The sequence below is a fragment of the Janthinobacterium kumbetense genome, assembly GCF_023703445.1.
Classification (GTDB): Bacteria; Pseudomonadota; Gammaproteobacteria; order Burkholderiales; family Burkholderiaceae_D; genus Janthinobacterium; species Janthinobacterium kumbetense.
Map to the genome: position 1 here is coordinate 246814 of NZ_JAMQGR010000007.1, position 24147 is coordinate 270960.

21 protein-coding genes are annotated in these 24147 nt (G+C 65.9%); 13 read left to right on the forward strand and 8 right to left on the reverse strand.

Going from position 1 to position 24147, the window contains the following annotated elements; all coding sequences use genetic code 11:
- Positions 1–58 precede the first annotated feature (58 nt).
- Together NCG91_RS19995 and NCG91_RS20000 are read right to left on the reverse strand one after the other, a co-directional pair.
- Positions 59–2509 carry a coiled-coil domain-containing protein gene (locus NCG91_RS19995; protein WP_251350928.1) on the reverse strand — a complete coding sequence of 817 codons (2451 nt, stop codon included), beginning with the start codon at positions 2507–2509 and terminating at the stop codon, positions 59–61.
- Between the two features lie 232 nt (positions 2510–2741).
- A complete protein-coding gene (locus NCG91_RS20000; RefSeq protein WP_251350929.1) occupies positions 2742–3755 on the reverse strand; it encodes a serine/threonine protein kinase in 1014 nt (337 codons plus the stop codon).
- Positions 3756–3859: 104 nt separating this feature from the next.
- Between NCG91_RS20000 and NCG91_RS20005 the strand changes: the two genes are divergently transcribed.
- From NCG91_RS20005 to NCG91_RS20030, 6 genes are all read left to right on the forward strand, one after another.
- The gene (locus tag NCG91_RS20005; RefSeq protein WP_034785080.1) at positions 3860–4558 is read left to right on the forward strand and encodes a UPF0149 family protein; all 699 of its coding nucleotides are present in this window, start codon (positions 3860–3862) and stop codon (positions 4556–4558) included.
- Positions 4559–4635: 77 nt separating this feature from the next.
- Positions 4636–5556 carry a LysR family transcriptional regulator gene (locus NCG91_RS20010; protein WP_251350930.1) on the forward strand — a complete coding sequence of 307 codons (921 nt, stop codon included), beginning with the start codon at positions 4636–4638 and terminating at the stop codon, positions 5554–5556.
- A 102-nt stretch (positions 5557–5658) separates the two neighbouring features.
- On the forward strand, positions 5659–7194 hold the full coding sequence (locus NCG91_RS20015; RefSeq protein WP_251350931.1) for an MFS transporter: 1536 nt from the start codon (positions 5659–5661) through the stop codon (positions 7192–7194).
- A 27-nt stretch (positions 7195–7221) separates the two neighbouring features.
- Entirely contained in the window at positions 7222–8292 is a 1071-nt protein-coding gene (locus NCG91_RS20020; RefSeq protein ID WP_251350932.1) for an HlyD family secretion protein, read from the forward strand.
- Positions 8289–9728 (forward strand): efflux transporter outer membrane subunit, encoded by a 1440-nt coding sequence (locus tag NCG91_RS20025; RefSeq protein ID WP_251350933.1) that lies wholly within the window; start codon positions 8289–8291, stop codon positions 9726–9728. The genes NCG91_RS20020 and NCG91_RS20025 overlap by 4 nt, the downstream gene beginning before the upstream one ends.
- On the forward strand, positions 9725–10159 hold the full coding sequence (locus NCG91_RS20030) for a hypothetical protein (protein WP_251350934.1): 435 nt from the start codon (positions 9725–9727) through the stop codon (positions 10157–10159). The genes NCG91_RS20025 and NCG91_RS20030 overlap by 4 nt, the downstream gene beginning before the upstream one ends.
- Positions 10160–10168: 9 nt before the next feature.
- Here the strand turns inward: NCG91_RS20030 and NCG91_RS20035 are convergent, their stop codons facing one another.
- The 5 genes from NCG91_RS20035 to NCG91_RS20055 all read right to left on the reverse strand — a co-directional run bounded on the left by NCG91_RS20035 (position 10169) and on the right by NCG91_RS20055 (position 15165).
- The gene (locus NCG91_RS20035) at positions 10169–10957 is read right to left on the reverse strand and encodes an ATP-binding cassette domain-containing protein (protein ID WP_251350935.1); all 789 of its coding nucleotides are present in this window, start codon (positions 10955–10957) and stop codon (positions 10169–10171) included.
- Between the two features lie 10 nt (positions 10958–10967).
- On the reverse strand, positions 10968–12020 hold the full coding sequence (locus tag NCG91_RS20040; protein WP_099665008.1) for a FecCD family ABC transporter permease: 1053 nt from the start codon (positions 12018–12020) through the stop codon (positions 10968–10970).
- Entirely contained in the window at positions 12017–12955 is a 939-nt protein-coding gene (locus NCG91_RS20045; RefSeq protein ID WP_251350936.1) for a heme/hemin ABC transporter substrate-binding protein, read from the reverse strand. Before NCG91_RS20045 ends, NCG91_RS20040 begins: the two co-directional genes overlap by 4 nt.
- Entirely contained in the window at positions 12943–14040 is a 1098-nt protein-coding gene (locus NCG91_RS20050; RefSeq protein ID WP_251350958.1) for a hemin-degrading factor, read from the reverse strand. The genes NCG91_RS20045 and NCG91_RS20050 overlap by 13 nt, the downstream gene beginning before the upstream one ends.
- A 225-nt stretch (positions 14041–14265) precedes the next feature.
- Positions 14266–15165 (reverse strand): DMT family transporter, encoded by a 900-nt coding sequence (locus tag NCG91_RS20055; RefSeq protein ID WP_251350937.1) that lies wholly within the window; start codon positions 15163–15165, stop codon positions 14266–14268.
- A 317-nt stretch (positions 15166–15482) separates the two neighbouring features.
- Between NCG91_RS20055 and gcvA the strand changes: the two genes are divergently transcribed.
- Both gcvA and NCG91_RS20065 read left to right on the forward strand, forming a co-directional pair.
- On the forward strand, positions 15483–16427 hold the full coding sequence (gcvA, locus tag NCG91_RS20060) for a transcriptional regulator GcvA (RefSeq protein ID WP_251350938.1): 945 nt from the start codon (positions 15483–15485) through the stop codon (positions 16425–16427).
- On the forward strand, positions 16424–16762 hold the full coding sequence (locus tag NCG91_RS20065) for a hypothetical protein (RefSeq protein ID WP_251350939.1): 339 nt from the start codon (positions 16424–16426) through the stop codon (positions 16760–16762). Before gcvA ends, NCG91_RS20065 begins: the two co-directional genes overlap by 4 nt.
- A gap of 138 nt (positions 16763–16900) precedes the next feature.
- Here the strand turns inward: NCG91_RS20065 and orn are convergent, their stop codons facing one another.
- A complete protein-coding gene (gene orn, locus NCG91_RS20070) occupies positions 16901–17497 on the reverse strand; it encodes an oligoribonuclease (RefSeq protein WP_170846480.1) in 597 nt (198 codons plus the stop codon).
- 56 nt (positions 17498–17553) lie between these two features.
- Here orn and NCG91_RS20075 point away from each other — a divergent pair, with 56 nt between their 5' ends.
- The 5 genes from NCG91_RS20075 to NCG91_RS20095 all read left to right on the forward strand — a co-directional run bounded on the left by NCG91_RS20075 (position 17554) and on the right by NCG91_RS20095 (position 23887).
- Positions 17554–18834 (forward strand): M48 family metallopeptidase, encoded by a 1281-nt coding sequence (locus NCG91_RS20075; protein WP_251350940.1) that lies wholly within the window; start codon positions 17554–17556, stop codon positions 18832–18834.
- On the forward strand, positions 18831–19196 hold the full coding sequence (locus NCG91_RS20080) for a 4a-hydroxytetrahydrobiopterin dehydratase (RefSeq protein WP_251350941.1): 366 nt from the start codon (positions 18831–18833) through the stop codon (positions 19194–19196). Before NCG91_RS20075 ends, NCG91_RS20080 begins: the two co-directional genes overlap by 4 nt.
- The gene (rsgA, locus tag NCG91_RS20085; RefSeq protein WP_251350942.1) at positions 19193–20098 is read left to right on the forward strand and encodes a ribosome small subunit-dependent GTPase A; all 906 of its coding nucleotides are present in this window, start codon (positions 19193–19195) and stop codon (positions 20096–20098) included. Before NCG91_RS20080 ends, rsgA begins: the two co-directional genes overlap by 4 nt.
- A gap of 282 nt (positions 20099–20380) precedes the next feature.
- Positions 20381–20797: a hypothetical protein gene (locus tag NCG91_RS20090; protein WP_099665017.1), complete on the forward strand. Its 417-nt coding sequence runs from the start codon at positions 20381–20383 to the stop codon at positions 20795–20797.
- A 240-nt stretch (positions 20798–21037) separates the two neighbouring features.
- Entirely contained in the window at positions 21038–23887 is a 2850-nt protein-coding gene (locus NCG91_RS20095) for an ATP-binding protein (protein WP_251350943.1), read from the forward strand.
- Positions 23888–24147: the final 260 nt, after the last annotated feature.

Consider the following 24147-nt stretch of genomic DNA (forward strand, 5'->3'; position numbering starts at 1 on the left):
CTGGGACTGGGGTCGGACCTTAAGGTCCGACCCCGGGTGTTATCGGGTTTTCAGGCCTTCAACGTGAGCGCCAGACGGCGCCTGCGGATTCATTCGGCTGCGTCAGGCGCTCGATCACTTCGCGCGTCAAGCTGGCCGAGCTGACTTGTTCGGCTTTCGCGCGGGCGGCGCTCAAGGAGCTGGAAAACGCGCTTTGCGGCTGCTCCAGGCTGGCGCGCAGGGCGGCCAGTTCGCGCTCCTGCTGCTGCGCGCGCGCCGTTTCCATCTCCAGCAATTGCTGCTTGGCCTCGGCCATCGCGCGCGTGGTCTCCGCCGCCTTGCGCTGCAGGGCGGCGTGGGCCTGGGCGCTGGCCAGCAAGGCTTGCTGTGCAGCAAGCTTCTCACTGGCGGCCTGCTGCGCGGCCAGTTCCAGCTGCTCGCGCTGGCGCATGGCGTCCAGCGCCTGCTGTTCCAATACGGCGCGCGCGTCGGCTGCCGCCGTCGCCTGCTTTTCCGCTTCCAGACGGCCGGCAATCGCTTGCGAGGCGCGCTCTTCGGCGCCGCTGGTCTGGCGCTGCTGCATCAGTTTTTGCGCAATCAGCGCCAGCGACTCGCGTTCGGCCGCGACGAAATCGCGCTCGGACGCCAGCAGCGCTTCGGCGGCTTGCGCCTTGTCTTCTTCCACGCGGGCGCGCTCGCTGTGCACCTGCCCCAGTTCCACGGCCAGGCGCGCCTGCGCCTGCACGGCTTGCGCGGCGGCCGCTTTCTGCTCGCCTTCGACCAGCGCCTGGTCCATCAGGATGCGGATGGCGTCGGCTTCCTTTTGCGCCGCTTCCTGCAAGGCCAGTTCGGCCGCATGCTGGCCGCGCAGCAGTTCCGCCTGCGCGCCTTCGGCGGCGATGCGTTCCTGCGCCGCGTTGCACGCCAGCGCTTCCGCTTCCAGTTTCTCTTTCAAGGCGACGATGGCGGCTTGTTCGGCGGCCAGGCGTTCCTGCTCGGCCTGCAGCAGCTGCTCGGCCTGCAAGGCTTTTTCCTGCGCCAGTTGCGCTGCCTGTTCCTGCGCGACTAAAGTTGCTTTTCCGGCATCGACTTCGGCCTGCTCGGCGTCGTTCCGGCTGGCGGCCAGTTCCGCCGCCTGGCGCGCCAGTTCGGCCCGTTCATGCGCCAGGCTGGCGGCGCGCTGCTGTTCTTCCAGTTCGCGGGCCGCCGCCACGGCAGCTGCCTGCTCGGCCGCTTCGCGTGCCTTGGTCTGTTCCAGTGCGGCCGTTTCCGCCTCCAGCTTGGCGTGGCCGGCGATTTCCGCATCCTGTTCGGCGGTGACGCGGGCCAGCGCCACGGCGCGCAGCTGGCGGTCCACCTCGATGCGCGCCTCGGTGGCGGCCAGGATACGCACGTCGGCATCGCGGCGCGCTTGCGCGCTGGCCACGGCGACCATTTCCAGGCGCTCGCGGTGGATGGCCGCGTCGCGCAATTCCTTTTCCGTCTGCAGGCGCAAGCGCAGGGATTGCGCCGCATGGCGTTCCGATTCCGCCTGCGCCAGGGCGATGGCTTCGCGTTCCTGCTCCAGGTGCGCCAGCGCGCGCGCTTCTTCCAGGGCGCGCACTTCGGCGGCGGCGCGGTTGAAGGCCGATTCCAGCGCGATCTGGTCAGCGCGCTCGCGCTGCACCGTCAAGTCCAGCGCTTCGCTTTCCGCTTCGGCCAGCATCTGCGCCGTCTGGCGCGCGCCGTGCGCATGGCGCTCGCGTTCGCGGGCCAGCACGGCGACTCTGGCGTCGGCCGAGGCGATGCCCACCATTTCTTCCTTGGCCGCCTGCACGGCGGCGACGCGCTCGACGGCCTGCAGGCGCGCCTGCTCCGTCTGCACTTGCAATTCCTCGGCGGCGCGGGCGGCCTGTTCGGCCAGTTCCGACTGCACGGCCACTTGCTCGCTGGCGCGCAAGCGGCTTTCCTGTTCCGCGCGCGCACGCTGTTCGGCGGCCAGGCGGATTTCATTGTCCGATTCCACGCGGGCGCGCAATTCGGCCGTTTCCTGCTTGACGGCTTCCAGGCGGGCCACGCTGGCTTGCGCGGCAGCGCGCATGGTATCGAGACGTTCGCGGTTGGCGGCAATCGCCTCTTCGGCTGCCTGCGCATTTTGCTGTGCGGCGGCGGCAGCGGCAGCGTCGATGGCGGCGCGGTCCTCGGCCAGCGAGCGCACGCGCGCCTCGGCCAGCGCGCGGCTTTCGGCGGCGCAGGTGGCCTTCGCTTCCGCTTCCACGCGGGCAATCGCCTCGTGGATGGCTTTCAATTCCATTTTCTGGCGTTCGGCGGCGGGCGCCCTGGCGTCGGTTTCCGCTGCCGGTTCGGCTTGCGGTTCGGGCATCGCGGCGACGGGAACCTCAGGAACAGCTGCTGGCGCAGGTACGTCAACCTTGCGCTCCAGGTCCTTGAAATCATGCAGCGAGACCATGCTGTCCTGGTCGAACTCGTCGTCTGCGGAATACGCGACGGTGAGGGAGGCGGCCTGGCGCTGATTTTGCTGTGCTTGCATGATTTCTCGCTTATTCGGGTGAATTCCGTTGCTTATGGGAATTTATTACCACCATTATCGAACAGGCATGCACAAATCAGCGCGGCAAGAAGAGCCTGTTTTACCGCTCTTTTCAGGATTTGCCAGGGATTTAAGCGTCCGAGAAAATGCTCAGGGCAAGGCGCATTGCCGAAGGCAGTACGAATAGTACGCCTAGGCAATGCAACGCCGCCATGGGCGTTTTATCGCGCGCTTAAACAGGCCACAATGGCGCCTCATCCATCAAGGCCACCTGTTCGCGCAACTCGAGGATGCGGTCCTGCCAGTAGCGCTGCGTGTTAAACCACGGGAAGGCGACGGGGAAGGCGGGATCGTCCCAGCGGCGCGCCAGCCAGGCCGAATAATGGATCAGGCGCAGGGTGCGCAGCGCTTCGACCAGGTACAACTGGCGCGGGTCGAAATCGCAAAAATCTTCGTAGCCGGCCAGGATGTCGCTCATCTGGCGCACCATGTCGCCCCGCTCGCCCGACAGCATCATCCACAGGTCCTGGATGGGCGGGCCCATGCGGCTGTCGTCGAAATCGACGAAATGGGGGCCCGCATCCGTCCACAGCACGTTGCCGCCATGACAATCGCCATGCGTGCGCAGCACGGCCACGTCGCCCGCGCGGTCATAGCAGCGCTTGACGCCGTCGAGCGCCTGCTGCGCCACGCTGGAATACGCGGCCAGCAATTCGGGCGGCAAGAAATTACCTTCCAGCAAGAATTCGCGCGGCTCGACGCCGAACGTCTGGTGATCGAGCGCCGGCCGCTCCTTGTACGCGGACAGCGCGCCGACGGCGTGGATGCGGCCGATGAAGCGCCCTATCCATTCCAGGGTCGCCGGGTCGCCCAGCTCGGGCGCGCGGCCGCCGTGGCGGGGGAAGACGGCGAAGCGGAAGCCCTGGTACTGGTGCAGGGTGCTGCCGTTGATTTCCAGCGCCGGCACCACCTGGATTTCGCGCTCGACCAGTTCGGACACGAACGCGTGCTCCTCCAGGATGGCCGTATCGCTCCAGCGCGCGGGGCGGTAAAACTTGGCCACCAGGGGCGCACTGTCTTCGATGCCGACCTGGTAGACGCGGTTTTCATAGCTGTTCAGGGCCAGCAGGCGGCCATCGCCGCGCAGCCCCACGCTGTCGAGGGCGTCGAGCACGCAATCGGGGCTCAGGGCGGAAAAAGGATGGACGGGCCGGTCGTCCTCGTGCGGCTGGTTTTCATTGTGCATAAGCGACATTGTAAGGCGCACGCGGGCCGCCGGTGCAAACACTTCGGTGATGAAGCGCCGCAAGGCGTATACTGGCGGCTTACATTCAATACAAAGAGCAAGCCATGCAACTCGAACAGCCATTATCAGAAAAAGAATTCGACGAATTAGACCAATTCCTGTTGTCGGAGCGCTGCTCCGAAGACGCGATGACCATGGATATGCTGCACGGCTATCTGACGGCCGTCGCCATCGGCCCGGAACCGATCATGCCGGCCGAATGGTTGCCGCGCGTGTGGGGCGAAGATGCCGAAGATGCGCCGAAATTCAAGAACAGCAAGGAAGAAGAGCGCATCGTCAACCTGATCATGCGCTTCATGAATGAAGTGCTGGTGACGTTTGAAGTGGCGCCGAAGGAGTTCGAAGCCCTGTTCGTCGAACACGACTACGAAGGCCAGACCCTGATCGATGCCGAAGCCTGGTGCTGGGGCTTCTGGGACGGCATGGAACTGCGTCCCGGTTCGTGGAACGAAATCTGGGACTCCGAAGTGGCCGAGCTGATGCAGCCGATCTACCTGCTGGGCGCCGACGAAATCAAGGAAGAAGAGCTGAAACTGGTGGAAGACCCGGTCAAGGCGCACAAGCTGGCGCAGGAACTGGAAGCGAACCTGCCGGCCATCCACCGTTTCTGGGTACCGCGCCGCAAGGCCCCCGTGCAAACCATGAAGCGCGAAGAGCCGAAAGTGGGCCGCAACGACGACTGCCCTTGCGGCAGCGGCAAGAAGTTCAAGAAATGCTGCGGCGCCGAGCCGGCAGCCGAGTAATCCGCAACAGCATCCCCTGATGCGCCGGCGTCCTGCCGGCGCAGCGCTGGCATTGGCCCCCGGGCTATAATCGGCGCATGAAACTCCCCGACCTGAACCTGCTCGTCGCCCTCGACATCCTGCTCGAGGAAGGCAGCGCCGTGGCCGCCGCGCGGCGCATGAATTTGAGCGCGCCGGCCATGAGCCGCACCCTGGCGCGCATCCGCGACGCCATCGGCGACCCTGTCTTCGTGCGCTCCGGGCGCGGCCTGGCGCCCACCCCGCGCGCGCTGGAATTGCGCGAACAGGTGCGCGGCGTGGTGGAGCAGGCGCACGCCATCTTCACGTCCGGCCGCGAAGTGGACTTGCGCACCCTGGAACGCACTTTCAGCCTGTGCGCCAACGACGTGTTTGTCGGCGCCTACGGCGGCAAGCTGCGCGACCTGCTGGCCAGCCATGCGCCGCACACGGTGCTGCGCTTCGTGCCCGAAGGCGATGGCGCCACGGAAAACGACGCCCTGCACGCGGGCCGCGTCGACCTGTACATCAGCGCGCGGCGCGCCTTTGCGCCCGACATCAAGCTGCAGCAGCTGTTTACCACCGGCTTTGTCGGCATCGCCCGCAGCGACCACCCGATCTTCGACGGCCCCGTCAACCTGGACAGCTTTACCGAGTACGAACATATCAGCGTCTCGCGGCGCGGCCTGGCGCGCGGCCCCTTCGACACGGCCCTGGCCGAGCGGGGCTACACGCGCCGGGTGTCACTGATCAGCCCCAACTTCCAGTCCGCCATCTTCGCCGTGGCCGATTCGCGCCTGCTGCTGCCGCTGATGCCCACGCCCCTGCTGGCCATCGTCGAGCGCCTGGGCTTGAGGCTGCGCACCTTCCAGCTGCCCATCCCCGTCGACAGCGTGGAAGTCTTCCAGGCCTGGCACCCGCGCCTCGACCACGACCATGCGCACCGCTGGCTGCGCCGCATGATCAAGGAGCTGTGCGGCAGCGCGCCGCCGGGCACCTGAATCATTGCGTCAGACGCAATTCAGACTTCATTAATTATCAATTTTCACAAGATTAACGGCTACCTATACTGCGTGGACTGATTCTCATCCACGGAGTTCCCTGTGTCCGCTGTACTGCTACCCGGCGCCGTCCCGACGGCGCCGCCTCCCCCTTCACCGCCCGCGCCCCCCGTTTTTGGCCTGCGCCTGGCCACGGGCCTGGCCGGCGTGCTGCTGGCCGTACTGGTGTCCGGCCTGAATGAAAACATCACCAAGGTCGCGCTGGCCGACATCCGCGGCGCCATGGGCATCGCGCGCGACGACGCCAGCTGGCTCGTCGCCCTGTATGCGGCCGCCTCGGTGTCGGCCATGGCGTTCGCGCCGTGGTGCTCCGTCACCTTTTCGCTGCGGCGCCTGACGGCCGCCGCCATCCTCGTCTGCATGGCCGCCGGCGTGCTCTGCCCGTTCGCGCCGAACCTGTCCGTATTGATATTCCTGCGCGTGGTGCAGGGCGCGGCCGGCGGCGCCCTGCCGCCCATGCTGATGACGGTGGCGCTGCGCTTCCTGCCGCCGAACATCAAGCTGTATGGCCTGGGCGGCTACGCGCTGAGCGCCACCTTCGGTCCCAGCCTGGGCACGCCGCTGGCCGCCTTCTGGACGGAATACCTGGGCTGGCAATGGGCGTTCTGGCAAATCGTCCCGGGCAGCATCGTCGCCCTGCTGATGGTGTCCTGGGGCTTGCCGCAAGACCCGCTGCGCCTGGAGCGCTTGCGCCAGTTCGACTGGCGCGGCTTGCTGCTGGGCTTGCCCGCCATCAGCATGCTGGTGGTGGGCTTGCTGCAGGGCGAGCGCCTGGCGTGGTTCGCCTCGCCGCTGATCTGCGTGCTGCTGGGCGGCGGCCTGCTGCTGCTCGTCTTGTTCTTCATCAACGAATGGTCGCATCCGCTGCCGTTTTTCAAACTGCAGCTGCTGTCGCGACGCAACCTCAGCCACGCCCTGCTGACCCTGGGCGGCGTGCTGTTCGTGCTGCTGGCCGTGATCCTGATTCCCTCATCCTACCTGGCGCAGGTGCACGCCTACCGCCCGCTGCAAACGGCGCCCGTGATGCTGATGGTGGCGCTGCCGCAATTGATCGCCCTGCCGCTGGTGGCCGCCCTTTGCAATATCCGCGCCGTCGACTGCCGCTGGGTGCTGGCCATCGGCCTGGCCCTGCTGGCCCTGTCCTGCGTGCTGGGCGCGCGCATGTCGCCGGACTGGATCCGCACGCATTTCTACCTGCTGCAAGCGGTGCAGATCTTTGCCCAACCGATGGCCGTGATTCCCTTGCTGCTGCTGGCCACGACGGGCCTGGCGCCGCAGGATGGTCCTTTCGCCTCGGCCTGGTTCAACACCATCAAGGGCATGTCGGCCGTCGTCGCCACCGGCGTGCTCGATGCGCTGATCACGCGCCGCAACCATTTTCATTCGACGGTGCTCAGCGAGCGCCTGGGCAACCTGCCGGCCGGCGTGGACATGGCGGGAATTGCGCAGCGCATGCATGCGCAAGTCGTCACCCTGACCTCGTCCGACCTGTACCTCACCGTGGCCGCCATCGCGCTGGCCATGATCCTGATCATCCCCATCCTGCCGACGCGCGTCTATCCGCCGCGCGCAGCCTGATTTCCATTTTTACGAAAGAGCTTCACCATGCAAACACCCATACTGCGCTCGCGCGCATTTCTTCTCGGCCTGGCCTTGCTGGCCTGCGCCCTCGCCTTTTGCGCCTGGCAACTGCTGTTCGCCCGTGGCGACGAACAAGCCACCGACGACGCCTTCGTCAGCGCCGACTACACCGTGCTCTCCCCCAAGGTGGGCGGCATCGTGCGGGAAGTGCTGGTGGAAGACAACCAGACTGTCAAGGCGGGTCAGCTGCTGGCGCGCATCGACGACCGCGACTACCAGGCCGCCGCCGCCTCGGCCCGCGCCGACGTCGCCGGCGCCGAGGCGCAGCTGACCAATGCCCGCGCCACCCTGCAGCGCCAGCAATCGGTGATCGAGCAAGCCACGACCCTGGTGGACGCCAACCAGGCGGAAGACAAACTGGCGCAGCAAGAGCTGGCCCGCTCGCAGCACCTGGCAGGCCAGGGCGCAGGCAGCGTGCAGAATGCGCAACAGGCGCAATCGCGCTTCGACGTAAGCCGCGCGCGCCTGGCGCAAAACCGCGCCGCCCTCGTCTCCACCCGCAAGCAGACGGACATTCTGCAGGCGCAGCAAGGCGCGGCCGAAGCGGCCCTGCTGCGCGCCCGCGCCAGCCTGCAACGGGCCGAACTTGATCTGTCGCATACGCAGCTGCGCGCCCCCATCGACGGCATCGTCGGACGCCGCGCCGTGCGCGTCGGCGCCCTGGTGGCTCCTGGCGCCAGCCTGATGGCCGTGGTGCCATTGAACCGCAGCTTCGTCGTCGCCAACCTGCAGGAAACCCAGCTGACCCACGTGCGCCAGGGCCAGCGCGCCAGCATCGCCGTCGACGCCTATCCGGGCATGCTCCTGCGCGGCACGGTGCACAGCATCGCGCCCGCCACGGGCGTCACGTTCGCCGCCATCGCGCCGGAAAACGCCACCGGCAACTTCACCAAGGTGGTGCAGCGCATTCCCGTCAGGATCGCGCTCGATCCCGGCCAGGATGGTGACGCCCGCCTGCGCGTGGGCATGTCGGCCGAAGTGCGCATCGATACGGCCATGCGCAGTCAACAGCTGCAACAGGTGAGCGCGCGATGAAAGCACTGATACTCTTCACGGCCCTGGGCCTGGCCGGCTGCGGCAGCGTCGGCAGCGACTACCAGCGTCCGCACCATGATCTGGGACAACAATGGCGCCAGGCGGAAGATGCCCGTTTCGCCGCCAGCCTGGATGCCGCCATCGAGCAGCGCTGGTGGGACAGCTTTGGCGACGCCACCCTGTCTTCCCTGCTGCAGCGCGCCGCCGGCGCCAACCTCGATGTGCTGGCGGCAGGCAGCCGCCTGGAACAAAGCCGCGCCGCGCGCGGCGTGGCCGGCGCCGCGCAAGGCCCGTCCCTGGGCGCGAATGGCAGCTATGGCCGTGCGCGCAACAGCGAACAAGGCTTGAGCGACCCGTCGCGCCACAACGGCAAGTCCGCCTACAGCCTGTGGCAAGGCAATCTCGATGCGGCCTGGGAGCTGGACTTGTGGGGCCGCGTGCGGCGCGAAGTGGAAGCGGCCGACGCGCGCGTCGACATGGCCATGGAAACGCAGCGCGGCGTGCTGCTGGCCGTGCTGGCCGAAACGGCGCGCGACTACATCGAGTTGCGCGGCGCGCAGCAGACCCTGGCCATCACGCAGCAACTGCTCGATATCGCCCGCCATACCCTGGACCTGACGCGCATCCGCCTGCGCGAAGGCGCGGCGACGCAACTCGACGAGGCCGAGGCGGCAGCCCACGTGGCCACCATCGAAGCGCGCCTGCCGCCGCTGCAGCAGCGCGAAGCGCGCCTGGGCAATGCCCTCGCCCTCTTGCTGGCGCTGCCGCCGCAAGCCTTGCAGGCGGAACTGGCGGCGGGCAAGGACATTCCGGGCGTGGCCCTGCAAGTGCAGCTGGGCGTGCCGAGCAGCCTGGCCGAGCGGCGTCCCGACATCCGCCGCGCCGAAGCGCAGCTGCACGCGGCCACGGCCGCCATCGGCGTCGCGCAAGGCGACTTTTATCCGCGCATCACCTTGTCGGGCAGCATCGGCCTGCAGGCGATGCAGCTGTCCGACATCGGCTGGGACGCCAAGCGCTTCGCCTTCGGCCCCGGTTTCAGCGTGCCCCTGTTCGATGGCGGCCGCCTGCGCGGCACCCTGCAATTGCGCGAAGCGCAGCAGCAGGAAGCGGCCATCGCCTACCGCCAGACGGTGCTGGCCGCCTGGCACGAGGTGGAAGACGCGCTCTCGGGCTACCAGGCCAACGCCCGCCGCCAGGCCAGCCTCGATGAAGCCGTCAAGCAGGGACGCCGGGCGCTGGGCAGCGCGGAACTGCAGTACCGCCAGGGCGGCACGGACCTCATCAACGTGCTGCATGTGCAAAACACGCTGTTGAACAACGAAGCGGCGCTGGTCGACAGCCGCGCCACCGCTTCGCTGTCGCTGGTCCAGGTCTACAAGGCGCTGGGCGGCGGCTGGCAAGCATTTTCAACCCCATCGCAAGGAAGCACGCCATGAAACCGAATCCCGCACATTTCTCCATCCACGACGTCAGCGACTTTCCCGTCGTGCGCTTTCGCCCTGAAACGGCCGTCACCGGCTATGCCCCGCTGTGGGAAAACGACATGGACGCCCTGCTGCGCCATGGCGTACCGTTCGTCATGCTGTTCGAAGAGGAACGCGGCGATGAAGCGCACATCGACCGCAAGCGGCGCGGCCTGTGGCTCAAGCACAACAAGGCAGCGCTGGCCGCCCTGTGCCGGGGCCTGGTGTCGGTCGAGGCGGACGCGCAACAGCGCGCGCGCCTGCAGGCGATGGCGGCCGGCGCCATGAAGGCCTTCGGCATCCTGCAAGAGGTGGCGGCCACGCGCGAACAGGCCGATGCGCTGATGGTGTGGCTGCTGGGCAGCGGCCAGATGGCGCGGCCGCGCGCGGCGGACGTGTGGTGAGTAAATGGGTCAGGCGGCCCTGCGGACGGCGCTTCTGGCTGGGATGACGCACACGTCGCCATCGCTGCTGGTCGCCGTCGTCAGGGCGATGCCGTACAGCGCCGCCAGGGCGGGCACGGCGCCGGCATCGCTGGCGATGTCGGCGACCAGCTGGCCCGAACGCACCAGCAGCAGGCGCTCGAAGCCCAGCAAGGCGTGATTGATGTCGTGCAGGATGGCGACGACGGCGTGGCCGCGCGCGGCGCAAAACTGCTGCAGGCTGTCGAGCAAATCAAACTGCAGGCCCGGATCGAGCGCCGCCAGCGGTTCGTCGACGAGTATCAAACCATCGTGTACATCCCACATCTGCGCAAAGATGCGCGCCAGCTGCACCCGCGCCTGCTCGCCGCCGGACAGGGTGTCCAGGCGGCGGCCCAGCAAATGCGCGGCGTGCGCCAGGGTAGCCGCGTCCTGCACGATCTGCCCCAGCTGCGGGTCGACCAGGCGCGCCACCCGTCCCAGGCCGATCACCAGCTCGCACTGCAATCCGAAGGCCACGTTCGAACCTTGCGGCAGGACGGCGCGTCGCCGCGCCAGTTCGGCCAGCGGCCACTGCGCCAGCGGCCGGCCCGAGAATGCCACCTGGCCCGCCTGCGGATGCAGTTCGCGCGCCATCAGTTTAAGCAGGGTCGACTTGCCCGCGCCGCTGGGGCCGAGGATGGCGATGCGCTCGCCCCGCGCTACCTGCAGATTGAAGGGGCCGAAATACTGCTGGCCCAGTTGCGTGGTGGCGAAGGAGAGTTCCAGCAGGGGCGTCATGCGCATCCTTTCAGGCGGTGCCATGGCGGAAGCGCCGCAACAGCATCAGGAAAAATGGCCCGCCCAGCAAGGCCGTGAAAATGCCGACGGGGACTTCCGCCGGAATGGCCACCGTGCGCGCCAGGGTGTCGGCCAACAGCAGCAGCAAGCCGCCCATCAGCATCGCCAGCGGCAATACCTTGCGCTGATCGGCGCCCAGCCAGGTGCGCACCAGGTGCGGCGCGATCAGGCCGATGAAGCCGATGCCGCCGCACCAGGCGACGGCAAAACCCGTCAGCACGGCCACCAGCACGATCACCTGCGTGCGCAGCCGGCCTACGTCGATGCCCACGTGCAGGGCCTGCGCCTCGCCCAGCGCCAGCGCATTCAATGAGCGCATCAGGAAGCGCGTGGCCCACAGCGCGCCGGCCAGCACCACCAGCAAGGCCGCCACCTGACGCCAACTGCCGGCCGACAGCGAGCCCAATGTCCAGAAAGTCAGGGTGCGCAACTGGTCGTCGCTGGCCAGGTAGATGCACAGGCCCATGACGGCCACCGTGATGGCATTGAGCGCCACGCCCGTCAGCAGCAGGCCGACGATGGAGCCGGGCGTGGCCCAGCGGGCGACCCGGTCGAGCAGCACGCAAATGAGCATGGCGCCGGCAAACGCGGCGGCCGGCAGCAGCCACACGCGCAGCTCGGGCGCCACGTGCAGGCTGGCGGCAAAGACGATGGTGGCCGCGCCCGCGCAGGCGGCGCCGCTGCTCACGCCCAGCAGGCCCGGATCGGCCAGCGGATTGCGGAACAACCCTTGCGTCAAGCCGCCGGCCAGCGCCAGCGCGGCGCCGATCAGGATGGCAAACAGGGCGCGCGGCAGGCGGATATGCCACAGCACATACGCGCCGCCGGACAGCGCCTCGCCGCCAGCCTGCAAAGGCGCGAGCCAGTCGGCCAGCGCCACCGGCACGGCGCCCGCCTGCACGGCGATGAGCAAGCCGCACGCCAGGGCGGCGGCCAGCAGCCCGCCAGCGCCCCAGCGCGGCCAGCGCCAGGGAGCGACGGACGCCAGGGAGGCCACGTTCATGCGGCCATGGCTTTGGCAAACGCTGCATCGAGTTCGGCCAGCGCCTGCGGCATGCGCGGGCCAAAGCCCAGCAGCAGCATGGCTTCCAGCGAGACGATGCGGTGCTTGCGCCCGGCCGGCGTCTGCGCCAGCCCTGGCAGTTTCAAGATGCCGTCCACGCCGCCCGAGGCCTTCAAGCCCTGGTCCGTGACGAGCACCAGGTCGGGCCGCGCGGCGATCACGGCTTCCGGCGTGAGCGGCTTGTAGCCGGCAAATCCGTCCTGCCCGCCCATCACGTTGACGGCGCCCGCATACGCCAACATGGCGTCGGCGCCCGTCTCGCGCCCGCCCACCATCACCTGGTTCGGCGCATGGGCGAGGATGAACAGCACGCGCACCGCTGATTGTACCGGTGATTGGCTGCGCTGGCGCACCTTGCCCAGGGCGCCGTCCCACTGCTGTTGCAAGGCTTGCGCCAGGCGCGCGGCGGGGTCGGCGCGTCCCGTGATCTGGCCCACCTGTTTTACCCGTTCGAGCAAGCCTTCGAATCTGTTATTCGCGTTCAGTACCGCCACCGACACGCCCGCGTCGCGCACCTGGCGCAGCACCGTTTGCGGCCCCGCCTCCTCGGTGGCGATCAGCTGCGTGGGCGCCAGCGACAGCACGCCCTCGGCCGACAAGGTGCGCGCATAACCGACCTGCGGCAGCTGCTGCGCCACGGCCGGATACAGCGAAGTGGTATCGACGCCCACCAGTTCGCCCTGCGCCTCGAGCGCGTAGACGATTTCCGTCAGGGCGCCGCCCACGCTGACGATGCGCCGCGCCTTGACAAGCGGCTTGCCGGCGTCGCTGACGGCGGCAAGCACCTGCATCGGCGCTGCCAGGGCCAAGGCTCCCGCCCCCATTTTTTTCAGCGCGATGCGGCGCGCCACGCTGGCGGCGATCATGCGGCGCATAGTTCACCCTCCTGCAGCACGCGCTCGACGACGTTGCGCCATTCGCACAGTTCATGCACGCCCGGCTTGCGTTCGCCGAAGAACATGACGATGGTGTCGCCCTTGGCGTCGAACAGTTCCACCGACGTCACCAGCCCGTCGACCGTGGGCTTTTTGACCACCCAGGCGCTGGCGATATGGTCTTCGCGCAAATGCAGGTTGAAGCGCGCATCGAGGACATTGATCCACGGCCCCATCACGGCGATCTTGTGCACGGGCCCCGAATGGATCTGGATCATGCCCGCATTGCCGACGAAGGCCATGATGGCGACTTTTTCGAGGGCGGCGCTGTTGAGCAGGTCGAGCACGCAGGATTTGTCGAGCTGCTGCACGAAGCGCGCCTCGGCCAGGCGCAGGCCTTGCAGGCGCGAGACCGAATATTTTTTCAGCAGGGTGAAAAATTCATGCGTGTCGCGCAAATCGGCCCAGGCGGCGCGAAAGCCGGCCACGTCGATCTGCGCGTCGGACAATTCGGCCGGCGGCGCAGCCGGCGCCGTCACGGCGATGCCGGCCGCCTGGTCCGCGTCGGAAAAATGCGCCACCAGCGCGTCATAGGCGGCCAGGTCGCTTTGCGGCTTCATGAATATCTTGTGCACGGCATGGCCGGCAGCATCGAAAAATTGCAGGCTGCGCTGCACTTCCTTCCCGCCCCCTTTTTCGCTCACTTCGCGCACGGCAAAGCCATGCGCCCACTGGCGGTAAAACACGCGCAAGTCGATGTCGCCACCAAGCACCAGGCCCACGTGGTTGTTGTGACTGGCTTTTCGATAGACACCCGTCTTTTCATGCACGCACGAAGCGTTGCGCGTCAGCGCCATGACTTCGCCCAGCGGTTCCAGCGCGGCGATGATGGCGGGCCAGTCGGCCTGCAGGCGCTCGGAGCCCAGCAAGGCGCCATCGGCCAGCGACAAGCCGGCATGCGCGGCGATCAACTCGCCTTCGGAAATGGCCAGTTCCTCGGCGATGTCGCGGTGGCGGGCTTTTTTCTCGCGGCGCAGGCGGGCAAATTCGCTGGCGACCAGCTCGGTGTTGCAAATAGGGGGCATGCTCGTCACGGTGTCTCCTTTCAAGGCGAACACTGGCTGGCATGGGCTGGCTGGTGGTGGGGGAATCTTGAAGTTAATTATAAATGAGAATCATTCGCAATCAAGGCTTATTTATGTGAAAAAAATTACGCGCAAAAAAAAAGCGCCGCGACAGGAAACCCGTCGCAGCGCAAAGGAGACCGATCGATACAACTGATCAGTGTTGAGAAAATGTCAGCGTTGAACTCAGGCGCTGGCCTGTACCGTCGGCATGGATGCCGGTTTCGCCGTCGGGCGCTGCGCCAGCAATACCACGGCGGCCAGCACCATGGCGCCGCCCAGCAATTGCGTGCCGCTGACGGATTCCTTCAGCAGGGTCACGCCGAACGCCATCGTGATGACGGGTTCGAACGTGGAAATGATGGATGCCTTGGCCGCGCCGATTTGCGCCACGCCGGCAAAGAAGGCGGCAATCGCGATGGCCGTCGAGAACAGGGCGATGGCGCTGACGGCCAGCCAGCCCGTCGCCGTGCCCGGCAAGGACACGCCTTGCCACAAGGCAATCGCACTGTTCGACAGGCCTGCCGTGCCCAGGATCACCACGCAAGCGGCCAATGGGTGAATATTCTCGCGGCTTTTCGACAGGCTGTTGCCAAACAGAATGTACACGGCGTACACGCCGGCGGCCATCAAGGCCAGGGCGATGCCGATGGGCTGGCCCTGCAGCTTGCCGCCCAGGGTGATGGCCATGCCGGCAATCGCCAGCGCCATCAGCACCAGCATGCGGCGGTCCAGCTTTTCCCAGCCCAGCGCCAGCGCCAGGATCGTCACCAGCACGGGATACACATACAGCAACATGCCGCACAGGCCGCTGCTGGCATACATGAGGGCATTGAAATAGCCTTGCGACTGGGCCGTGTACATCAAGCCCATCAGCATGTAGCCGGCCAGCAGGCGGCCGCGCGGCAAGCGCCAGCCGCCCAGCCACACGAGCGGCAGCAACAGCATGGCGGCGATAACGAAACGCAAGGCCAGCATGGTCGACGGGTTGACCCCGGACGCATACGCCGCCTTGGCAAACACTGCGGAACTGCCGAAACCGGCGGCCGACAGCAACACCAGCGCAACGGCGCGGCGATCAGACATGACTAAACCTCTTAGAGTACACCTGGGCAAACCTGCTGCGCGTCGCGCTTTGCGGCCTGCGATGCTCACCGTACTGAAGTACGGTTGCGCTTCTCAGCCACAAATCACTGCCGCTCGCGACGGTTTTCCCAGGCGTTGTAAATATTAATGCCAAGCAAGGCTGGAAGGTGATGCGTGCGTGAAATGCATGCGTGAATCCTATTGCGGGTAACTTCACGCAGTGACGGCATCATATTCGCTTGCGCAAAATGAAACAAACCAATATTCTTCACGGATAGGCCGAATATTACTGAGGCTCAATTCACTTGAAGAGTGCCATGTCACGTCCCTTGCCCCCGCTCGCCGCCCTGCACGCCTTCGAGGCGGCTGCCCGCCATGAAGGCTTCCAGCGCGCGGGCGAAGAATTGCACGTCTCGGCCGGCGCCATCGGCCACCACGTAAAACAGCTGGAAGCGTGGCTTGGCATCGTGCTGTTCCAGCGCATGCCGCGCGGCGTGGTGCTCACCAGCGCCGGGCAGCGCTATGCGGCTTCGCTGGGGCCGATCCTCAACCAGCTGGCCGACGTCTCCGAGCAGGCGCGGCGCCAGGGCGACGACAAGGTGGTGACAGTGACGGCCACCAGTTCGCTCGTCTCGCGCTGGCTGATGCCGCGCCTGGGCCGCTTGCGCGACCGCTATCCGCAGATCGAACTGCGCGTGCTGGCCTCGATGCACCCGGTCGACCTGGCGCGCGATGGCGTGGACGTGGCCATCCGCCTGGGTCCGGGCCGCTATCCGGGCCTGAAAGTCGATTTATTGATGGAAGAATGGTTTTCCGCCGTCTGCTGCCCCGATTTCCGCGCCAACGCGGCCAGCCTGCGCCAGCCCGCCGACCTGCTGCGCTACCCGCTGCTGCACGACGAACCGGAAGTGCACCTGCCCGGCGAAATCGACTGGACGCGCTGGCTGCACAGCTGCGGCGTGCATTACAGCGGCAATAGCGGCAACAGCGGCGCGCGCTTTTCGCACACATATTTATGCCTGGACGCGGCCGCCAGCGGCCAGGGCGTGGCCATCGCCGCCAGCCCCCTGATCGGCGACGATTTGCGCTCGGGCCGCCTGGTGCGCGTGTTCGAACACGCCGTGCGCGGCCCCCACTGCTATTACCTGCTGCGCTCGCCCCAGGCGGAAACGCGGCCCCTCGTGCACGCCTTCTGCGAATGGCTGATCGCCGAGGCGCGCGCCGACCAGGAAACCGTCTGGCCTACCGTGGAGACAGCATGACGAGCACGGAACTGGCGCGCAGCGCCCGATTTATTGTCCAGCATGAATATGAACACGCCAAGGTGACGGCGGCCGATGGCCGGCAAGCCAGCCTGGGCGAGTTCTATGGCGACCCGGCCGTGGCCTTGATCGATATCAATGAGCAATGGTGCGCCGTGGCGGGCGAAGGATTGGTGCTGTGCCGGCTGGAGCAGCCGTTCGGCCAGTGCGCGGCATATTTCCGCGAATCTGGCGAGACAGTGTGGATCACGGGCTTGCGGCAAACGGGACCGTTTGCGCTGCAGTGGCAAGGCGAGGATGGCGCTTGGTCCACCTTTGACTTGGATACGATGTAACAGATCCTTCGCGACGCCTCGCAAAACCGTAGCGAGCGGAAGGGAGAGGTGGCTGAGAAGCGCAACCGTACTCAAGTACGGTGAGCATCGCAGGCCGCCTATACCGACGCGCAGTAGGTTTTGCGAGGCGTCATCACATTACAGCTTGATGAAGTGTTCGCGGTAGTACTTCAGCTCTTCGATCGATTCCAGGATGTCGGCCAGGGCCGTGTGCTTCTGGTGCTTCTTGAAACCGGTGGCGATTTCCGGCTTCCAGCGCTTGCACAGCTCTTTCAATGTCGATACATCAACATTGCGATAGTGGAAGAACGCTTCCAGCTTCGGCATGCCGCGCACCATGAAGCGGCGGTCCTGGCCGATGGTGTTGCCGCACATGGGCGACTTGCCAGCTGGCACGTATTTCTTCAGGAACGCGATCAATTCCGCTTCCGCCTGCGCTTCCGTCACGGTCGACGCCTTGACCTTGTCGATCAGGCCCGAGCGGCCGTGCGTGCCCTTGTTCCAGGCATCCATCTTGTTCAGGGTTTCATCCGATTGATGAATCACAAACACGGGGCCTTCGGCCAGCAGGTTCAAGTGCATGTCCGTCACCACCACCGCCACCTCGATGATGCGGTCGGTATCGGGCTCCAGGCCCGTCATTTCCATGTCGACCCAGACCAGATTCATCTCATTGGGACGTGCCGGCACGGCGGGTGCGGGGGTGGATGCAGTTAAGTCGGTCGCTTGTGACATAATTCTCTCTTGGCCTAATCAAACTAAATAATCAGCCATTTTCTCACAGGCACAGAATGTATTCACTCGCGTTTTCGATTTTGTTTGTATCCGTCCTCGTTTTGACCCTGGCCGTGCGCTTCTGGCTCGCTTCGCGGCAGATTCGCCACGTGCTGGCCCACCGCACCGCCGTGCCCGCCGAATTTGCGGAAAAGATCCCGCTGGCCGCGCACCAGAAGGCGGCCGACTACACGGTGGCGAAGACCAAATTCGGCTTGCTGACCTTGCTGGTCAACTATGCCGTGCTGATCGGTTTTACCTTGCTGGGCGTCCTGCAATGGCTGGCGCTGCACCTGAATGAATGGATGGGCTCTGGCTCGCCCATGCTGTACCAGATCGGCCTGATCGCCGCCTTTGCCGCCATTTCCGGCCTGATCGACCTGCCCTTCGATTATTACCGCCAGTTTGTGCTGGAGCAGCGTTTCGGCTTCAACACCATGGCGCGCAAGCTGTTCTTCACGGACATGCTCAAGGGCGTGGGCCTGGGCGCCGTCATCGGCCTGCCGCTGATCTGGGTCGTGCTGACCCTGATGGCCAAGTCGGGCGGCCTGTGGTGGCTGTACGCGTGGTTCGTCTGGAGCGGCTTCCAGTTGCTGATGATGGTGCTGTTTCCCACCGTCATCGCCCCCCTGTTCAACAAATTCACGCCGCTGGCCGACGAAGCGCTGAAAAGCCGCATCGAAGGCTTGATGCAGCGCGTCGGCTTCGCCTCGAAAGGCTTGTTCGTCATGGATGGCTCGAAGCGCAGCGCCCACGGCAATGCGTATTTCTCGGGCTTTGGCGCCAACAAGCGCATCGTCTTCTTCGACACCTTGCTGTCGCGCCTGGCGCCGCAGGAAATCGAAGCCGTGCTGGCGCATGAACTGGGCCACTTCAAGCTCAAGCACATCGTCAAGCGCATCGCCATGATGTTCGTCATCTCGCTGGGTTTCCTCGCGCTGCTGGGCTTCCTGAAGACGCAGCCGTGGTTTTACGCGGGCCTGGGCGTCGATCCCGTGGCGCTGGCCTTGACGGGCCAGCCGACGGATGCGCTGGCGCTGCTGCTGTTCATGCTGGCCTTGCCCGTCTTCACCTTCCTGCTGGGCCCCTTGACCTCGCTCAGCTCGCGCAAGCATGAATTCGAAGCGGACGCCTTTGCCGCCACGCACACGCAGGCGGACGACCTGGTCTCGGCGCTCGTCAAAATGTATGAAGACAATGCGTCGACCCTGACGCCCGACCCGCTGCACTCGGCCTTCTACGATAGCCACCCGCCGGCCAGCGTGCGCATCCGCCACCTGAAAGGGGCTACGACATGAATACGCCATCGACTTCGCAAGACCTGTCCCAACTGTCCTGCACGCCGCGCCAGCAGGCGCTGGGCGACACGGACATCGCCACCCTGCACGCCCTGCTGCCGCAATGGAACTTGCAAAATGGCAAGCTGTGCCGCGACTTCGGCTTCAAGAATTACTACCAGACCCTGGCGTTCGTGAACGCCCTGGCCTATATGACCCATACGCAAGACCACCATCCGGAGCTCATCATTACTTACAAAACCTGCGCCGTGCGCTACGACACGCACTCGGTCAACCAGGGCGCCGGCGGCCTGTCCGAAAACGACTTCATCTGCGCCGCCAAGGCCGACCTCATCTACCAGAGCAGCCAGGTGGCCCCATGAGCGAAGGCAAGTTGACGGGCATCATCATCGCCGCCCACGGCCGCCATTACCTGGCCGACGTGGACGGCGCCAAGCTGCAATGCGTAACGCGCGGCAAGAAAACCAATGTGGCCGTGGGCGACATCGTGCACCTGACGCGCACGTCCAACGACCAGGCCGTCATCGACCGCATCGAGGAACGCAAGACCCTGCTGTACCGCTCGGACCAGTACAAATCGAAGTTGCTGGCCGCCAACCTGACGCAGCTGTTCATCGTCGTGGCGACGGAACCGGGCTTTGCCGACGATCTGATCTCGCGCTCGCTGGTGGCGGCCGACGCGGCCGGCATCGAGGCGCGCATCATCCTCAACAAGACGGACGTGACCGCCTCGCTGGAGCGCGCCCGCGAACGCCTGCTGCCGTATTCATCGATGGGCTATCCCGTCGATGAAGTGTCGGCGCGCGCCGAACCGGAACACGCGGTGGCCACTCTGGCGCCCCTGCTGGCGGGGCAGTCGTCGATCCTCATCGGCCAGTCGGGCATGGGCAAGTCGTCATTGATCAACCTGCTGGTGCCGGACGCCGACATCGCCGTGCGCGAAATCTCGGCCGCGCTCGACACGGGCAAGCACACGACGACCTTTACGCGCCTGTACAAGCTCGACGAACTGGGCGCGCACAGCTCCATCATCGATTCTCCCGGCTTCCAGGAATTCGGCCTGTACCACTTGTCCGAGGGCATGCTGGAGCGGGCCTTCCGCGAATTCCAGCCCTACCTGGGCGGCTGCAAGTTCTATAACTGCCGCCACCTGATCGAGCCGCAGTGCGCCATCCTGCAAGCCTTATCTGAAGGCAAGATCGCCAAGATGCGCCATACCCTGTACGGCCAGCTGCTGCACGAATCGGCGCAAACGCTGTATTGAACGCGTCTGGCGTCCGTCGTCGAGGCGGGCGCCAAACCGATAAAAAGTTTACCACCACGAATTAAACAGAATTAAATTCTGCCGCAGAGCCTGCTTTCTCCCATTCATTCCAAAACCATCCGTCGCCTGATTTCGCGTTTCAGCGCCGGATTCCGGCGTTTCATCGCTTTGCGCTGGCATGGCACCCCTCCGCTTGCTACCTTGGCATTGTCCCCGCCAGCGAACCTGCTGGAGACAACATTGGTCTAACTCCAACCAGCATCTCGATCACAAGGTGAAATCATGAAAGCATCGTTCTCGCGTACCCTCGCCCTCGGTAGCGCCGCCCTCGTCCTCGGCCTGTCTTGCCTCAGCGCCAGTGCGCTGGAAATCGGCGAACAGGACAAGGTCCAGGTTTCCGGCAAGGTGTATAAACTGGCGCCGCAGGAATTCAGCCAGTACGGCAACAGCTACCAGCTCGACACGGGCGATACCTTGCTGCTGCGCCAGCAAGTCAACCGCTATTTCACGCAAATCAAGGGACAGCCCGAAGTGGAGCTGTTCGGCCGCGCACCGGGCGTCTTTGAAACGGCCAGCGGCACCCACATGGAATTTCGCAACGATGGCGACGTCATCGCCATTACCGGGCTGAACAATATTCCGGGCGCCGTCGCCAAGGCTGGCGAAACGGCCAGCACCGTGCACTTCGCCGGCCGCTAGCATAGGCGGCACGGTACAGCACGGCAAACGGCCGGCAAGCCGTGCCAGGCTGTCCACGTGCATCAGCCGGCAGGGGCTGGTGCACGCCCCGCCTGCTTTGCGCAGCCTGAAAGGGCGCGCGTAAAAAAATACTGTCGAGTCGACCAAACAACTGCATCCGATGCAGCTTACAATGCGATCCAATAAGGTGTCACTGGCCGCTGGCCAACACCATCGCCTTGCGGGAGATTTCGGATGGAAATGTTCGCACTCGAACATGACATTGCACAGTGGGAAGATACACTGCGGCCATTGCGCGCCCTGGAGCGCCTGCCCTTGCTGATGCTGCTGGCATGGCATTTGCGCCAGCGCAACTGTGCCCAGGCGCTGCACCATGCGGCCGAAGCGGCAGCCTTGCTGCCCCAGGCCCAGCTGCCGGCCCACGCCCTGGCCATCGCGCAGGCGCGCCTGCAACTGGTGCAGGCGGAAGTGGCCTGGCTGCAAGGTGCGCTCGATACGGCGGAAAGCCTGGCCATGGCGGCGCACGCCATCCTGTGCGCGCACGGCGACGGCGCAGCCTGCGCCGACGCGCACTGGCTGCTGTCCTCGATTGCCGTCGACCGGGGCGACCATGCCCGCTGCGATGCCGAACTGCTGGCCGCTGCCGAGCAGGCGCGCAGCGCCGGCGATACGATGCGCGCCAGCCTGGCCGACGCGGCCGCGGCGCGCTGGGCCGTGCTGCGCGATGCGCCAGCCGCACAGGCGCGCTGGGGCAGCCATTTCCAGGCCGACAGCGCCAGCGGCAAGCTGCCCGCGCCGCTGGCCGCCTGGGTGCATGACTTCCGCGGCTTGCTGGCGCACACCTCGCGCGACCTGGGCACGGCCGCCGGCCACTACATGCAAAGCTACGAGGCGGCGCTGGAAAGCGGCCAGCTGCGCGGCGCCATCACGGCCGCCATCAATATCGGCGACTGTTTCGCCAGCCTCAACGACAACGAATCGGCCCTGGAGTGGATGCAGTGCGCACTGGATCTGGCGCGCCCCACCGGCTGGCCGCGCAGCATCGGCGCTTGCCAGACGCATACGGCCGAAACCATGCGCAAGCTGGGCCGCCTGGCCGCGGCCGAAGACTTGCTGCGCCAGGCGCTGCTCATCCTGGCGCCCGTGGCTGGCGCGCGCACCTATGCCAACGCCCTGTTCCACCTGGGCGAACTGAGCCTGGACAAGGGCGACTACGACACGGCGCTCGACGCCTTCAGCCGGCTGGCGCAGCGCGCCGAAGCGCTGGGCCAGGCCGATTTCCGCAGCATGGCCCAGCGCGGCAGCGCCCACGCGCTATCCTACCTGGACCGCCCGGACGAGGCGCTGCAGGCGGCCGAGCGGGCTTGCCAGCTGGCCACCGCGCAGGGCGACGCCATGCACCAGGTGGCGGCGCTGCGCGTCTTGTCGATGTTGCATGCGCGCCATGAGTTGCCGCCGCCCGCAGACATGCTGGAACGCAATCCCGCCCTGCATTTCCTGCACCAGGCGCTGCAGGTAGCCGCCTCGATCGACGGCTATTCGCCGCCCGGCGAACTGCTCGATGCGCTGGCGCGCGAATACGCGCATGCGGGCGATTATGCGCGCGCCTACGATATCGCCCTCGATGCGGGCATGGCGCGCGAAAAAAGCCATACCCAGCAAGCGAGCAACCGCGCCACCGCCATGCAGGTCTACCACCAGACGGAACATGCGCGCTCGGAAGGCTATCACCACCGCGAACTGGCCGCTTCCGAAGCGCGCCGCGCCGAAGTGCTGCAACAGACCAGCGACACCCTGGAACGGCTGTCGGCCATCGGCCAGGAAATCACCACCCACCTCGACGCCAGCGCCGTGTTCCAGGTGCTCGACCGCCACGTGCATGCCTTGCTGCCAGTCAACACCTTCGCCGTCTACATGCTCGACGCCGCAGGCACGGCGCTGCGCCGCGCGCATGGCATGGAAGCGGGCCGGCCCCTGTCCGACAACGCCATTCCACTGAGCAATCCCCGCGCCTATTCCGTGCGCTGCCTGCTGGGCCGGCGCGAAGTGTATATCGACCAGGTGCCGCCGCGCCGCCACGCCTACACGGTGCCCGGCACGCTGCATAACCAGAGCGTGCTGTACGTGCCGCTGATGGTGGGCGAGCGCGTGCTGGGCGTGATGACGGTGCAGGCTTGCCACGCCAACGCATACGGCGAACGCGAGCGGCTGATCTTCCGCACCCTGTGCGCGTATGGCGCCATCGCGCTCGACAACGCCAGCGCCTACCGGCAATTGCAAGATGCCCAGGCGCAACTGGTATCGCAGGAAAAACTGGCCGCCCTCGGTTCGCTGATGGCCGGCGTGGCGCATGAACTGAATACCCCGATCGGCAACAGTCTGTTGATCGCCAGCACCATGCAGCAAAAGACGGAAGACGTGGAACGCCTGATGAACGGTCCCGGCCTGCGCCGCTCGGACCTGGCTGCCTTCATCGACGATGCGGGCAAGGCGTCGGCGCTGGTGATGCGCGGCTTGCGCAGCGCGGCCGACCTGGTCAACAGCTTCAAGCAGGTGGCCGTCGACCGCACCACCGAGCAGCGGCGCCGCTTTGACTTGCAACAAGTCAGCAATGAAATCATCGCCACCGTCATGAACCGCATCCGCAGTTCGGGCCACCGCATCGAAATGGAGATAGCCTTCGGCATCGCCATGGACAGCTATCCCGGCCCGTTCGGCCAGGTGATCACCAATCTGATCAACAATGCCCTGCTGCACGCCTTCGCCCCCGCGCCCAACGATGGCGGCGTCGGCACGGGCTGCATGCGCCTGTCCGCCACGGCGGACGCGACGCGCGTGCGGATCGTCTTCGAAGACAATGGCGGCGGCATCGCGGAACAGCATTTGTCGCGCATCTTCGACCCCTTCTTTACTACCAAGCTGGGCCAGGGCGGCAGCGGCCTGGGTTTGTCGATCAGCTACAACATCGTCACGGCCCTGCTGGGCGGCACCATCCAGGTGGCCAGCAGCCCCGCCGGCACGCGCTTCACGCTGGACTTGCCGCTGGTGGCGCCCCAGCTGGACGGCGCCGCGCCCGCCAGCATCTATTAATCCACCGCCCCGTTGCCCGGGCGCAGGCTTGCCTATACAAGTACGCGCCCGGGCAGTCTTTCCAATCTAAAAGCAAAACCCTTATAATTGAACGGCTGAAGTACTTGCCATTGCATTATTTTCAACTTGGCAAACCGCATCGTACCGCGCGACAGGCGTCGCGCTGGCACCGATCAACACAGCAGCGCGCCGGGCGAGGCAGTCATCAGACGAGATGTTGTACGCTGATGCAACCCGGCGGGAAAGGCACGCCGCCGGCG

What these genes read in the sequence shown, in the direction of transcription:
- NCG91_RS19995 (WP_251350928.1), bottom strand. Translation starts at nt 2,509, where the DNA reads ATGCAAGCACAGCAAAATCAGCGCCAGGCCGCCTCCCTCACCGTCGCG.
- NCG91_RS20000 (WP_251350929.1), bottom strand. Translation starts at nt 3,755, where the DNA reads ATGCACAATGAAAACCAGCCGCACGAGGACGACCGGCCCGTCCATCCT.
- NCG91_RS20005 (WP_034785080.1), top strand. Translation starts at nt 3,860, where the DNA reads ATGCAACTCGAACAGCCATTATCAGAAAAAGAATTCGACGAATTAGAC.
- NCG91_RS20010 (WP_251350930.1), top strand. Translation starts at nt 4,636, where the DNA reads ATGAAACTCCCCGACCTGAACCTGCTCGTCGCCCTCGACATCCTGCTC.
- NCG91_RS20020 (WP_251350932.1), top strand. Translation starts at nt 7,222, where the DNA reads ATGCAAACACCCATACTGCGCTCGCGCGCATTTCTTCTCGGCCTGGCC.
- NCG91_RS20025 (WP_251350933.1), top strand. Translation starts at nt 8,289, where the DNA reads ATGAAAGCACTGATACTCTTCACGGCCCTGGGCCTGGCCGGCTGCGGC.
- NCG91_RS20030 (WP_251350934.1), top strand. Translation starts at nt 9,725, where the DNA reads ATGAAACCGAATCCCGCACATTTCTCCATCCACGACGTCAGCGACTTT.
- NCG91_RS20035 (WP_251350935.1), bottom strand. Translation starts at nt 10,957, where the DNA reads ATGACGCCCCTGCTGGAACTCTCCTTCGCCACCACGCAACTGGGCCAG.
- NCG91_RS20040 (WP_099665008.1), bottom strand. Translation starts at nt 12,020, where the DNA reads ATGAACGTGGCCTCCCTGGCGTCCGTCGCTCCCTGGCGCTGGCCGCGC.
- NCG91_RS20045 (WP_251350936.1), bottom strand. Translation starts at nt 12,955, where the DNA reads ATGCGCCGCATGATCGCCGCCAGCGTGGCGCGCCGCATCGCGCTGAAA.
- NCG91_RS20050 (WP_251350958.1), bottom strand. Translation starts at nt 14,040, where the DNA reads ATGCCCCCTATTTGCAACACCGAGCTGGTCGCCAGCGAATTTGCCCGC.
- NCG91_RS20055 (WP_251350937.1), bottom strand. Translation starts at nt 15,165, where the DNA reads ATGTCTGATCGCCGCGCCGTTGCGCTGGTGTTGCTGTCGGCCGCCGGT.
- gcvA (WP_251350938.1), top strand. Translation starts at nt 15,483, where the DNA reads ATGTCACGTCCCTTGCCCCCGCTCGCCGCCCTGCACGCCTTCGAGGCG.
- NCG91_RS20065 (WP_251350939.1), top strand. Translation starts at nt 16,424, where the DNA reads ATGACGAGCACGGAACTGGCGCGCAGCGCCCGATTTATTGTCCAGCAT.
- orn (WP_170846480.1), bottom strand. Translation starts at nt 17,497, where the DNA reads ATGTCACAAGCGACCGACTTAACTGCATCCACCCCCGCACCCGCCGTG.
- NCG91_RS20075 (WP_251350940.1), top strand. Translation starts at nt 17,554, where the DNA reads ATGTATTCACTCGCGTTTTCGATTTTGTTTGTATCCGTCCTCGTTTTG.
- NCG91_RS20080 (WP_251350941.1), top strand. Translation starts at nt 18,831, where the DNA reads ATGAATACGCCATCGACTTCGCAAGACCTGTCCCAACTGTCCTGCACG.
- rsgA (WP_251350942.1), top strand. Translation starts at nt 19,193, where the DNA reads ATGAGCGAAGGCAAGTTGACGGGCATCATCATCGCCGCCCACGGCCGC.
- NCG91_RS20090 (WP_099665017.1), top strand. Translation starts at nt 20,381, where the DNA reads ATGAAAGCATCGTTCTCGCGTACCCTCGCCCTCGGTAGCGCCGCCCTC.
- NCG91_RS20095 (WP_251350943.1), top strand. Translation starts at nt 21,038, where the DNA reads ATGTTCGCACTCGAACATGACATTGCACAGTGGGAAGATACACTGCGG.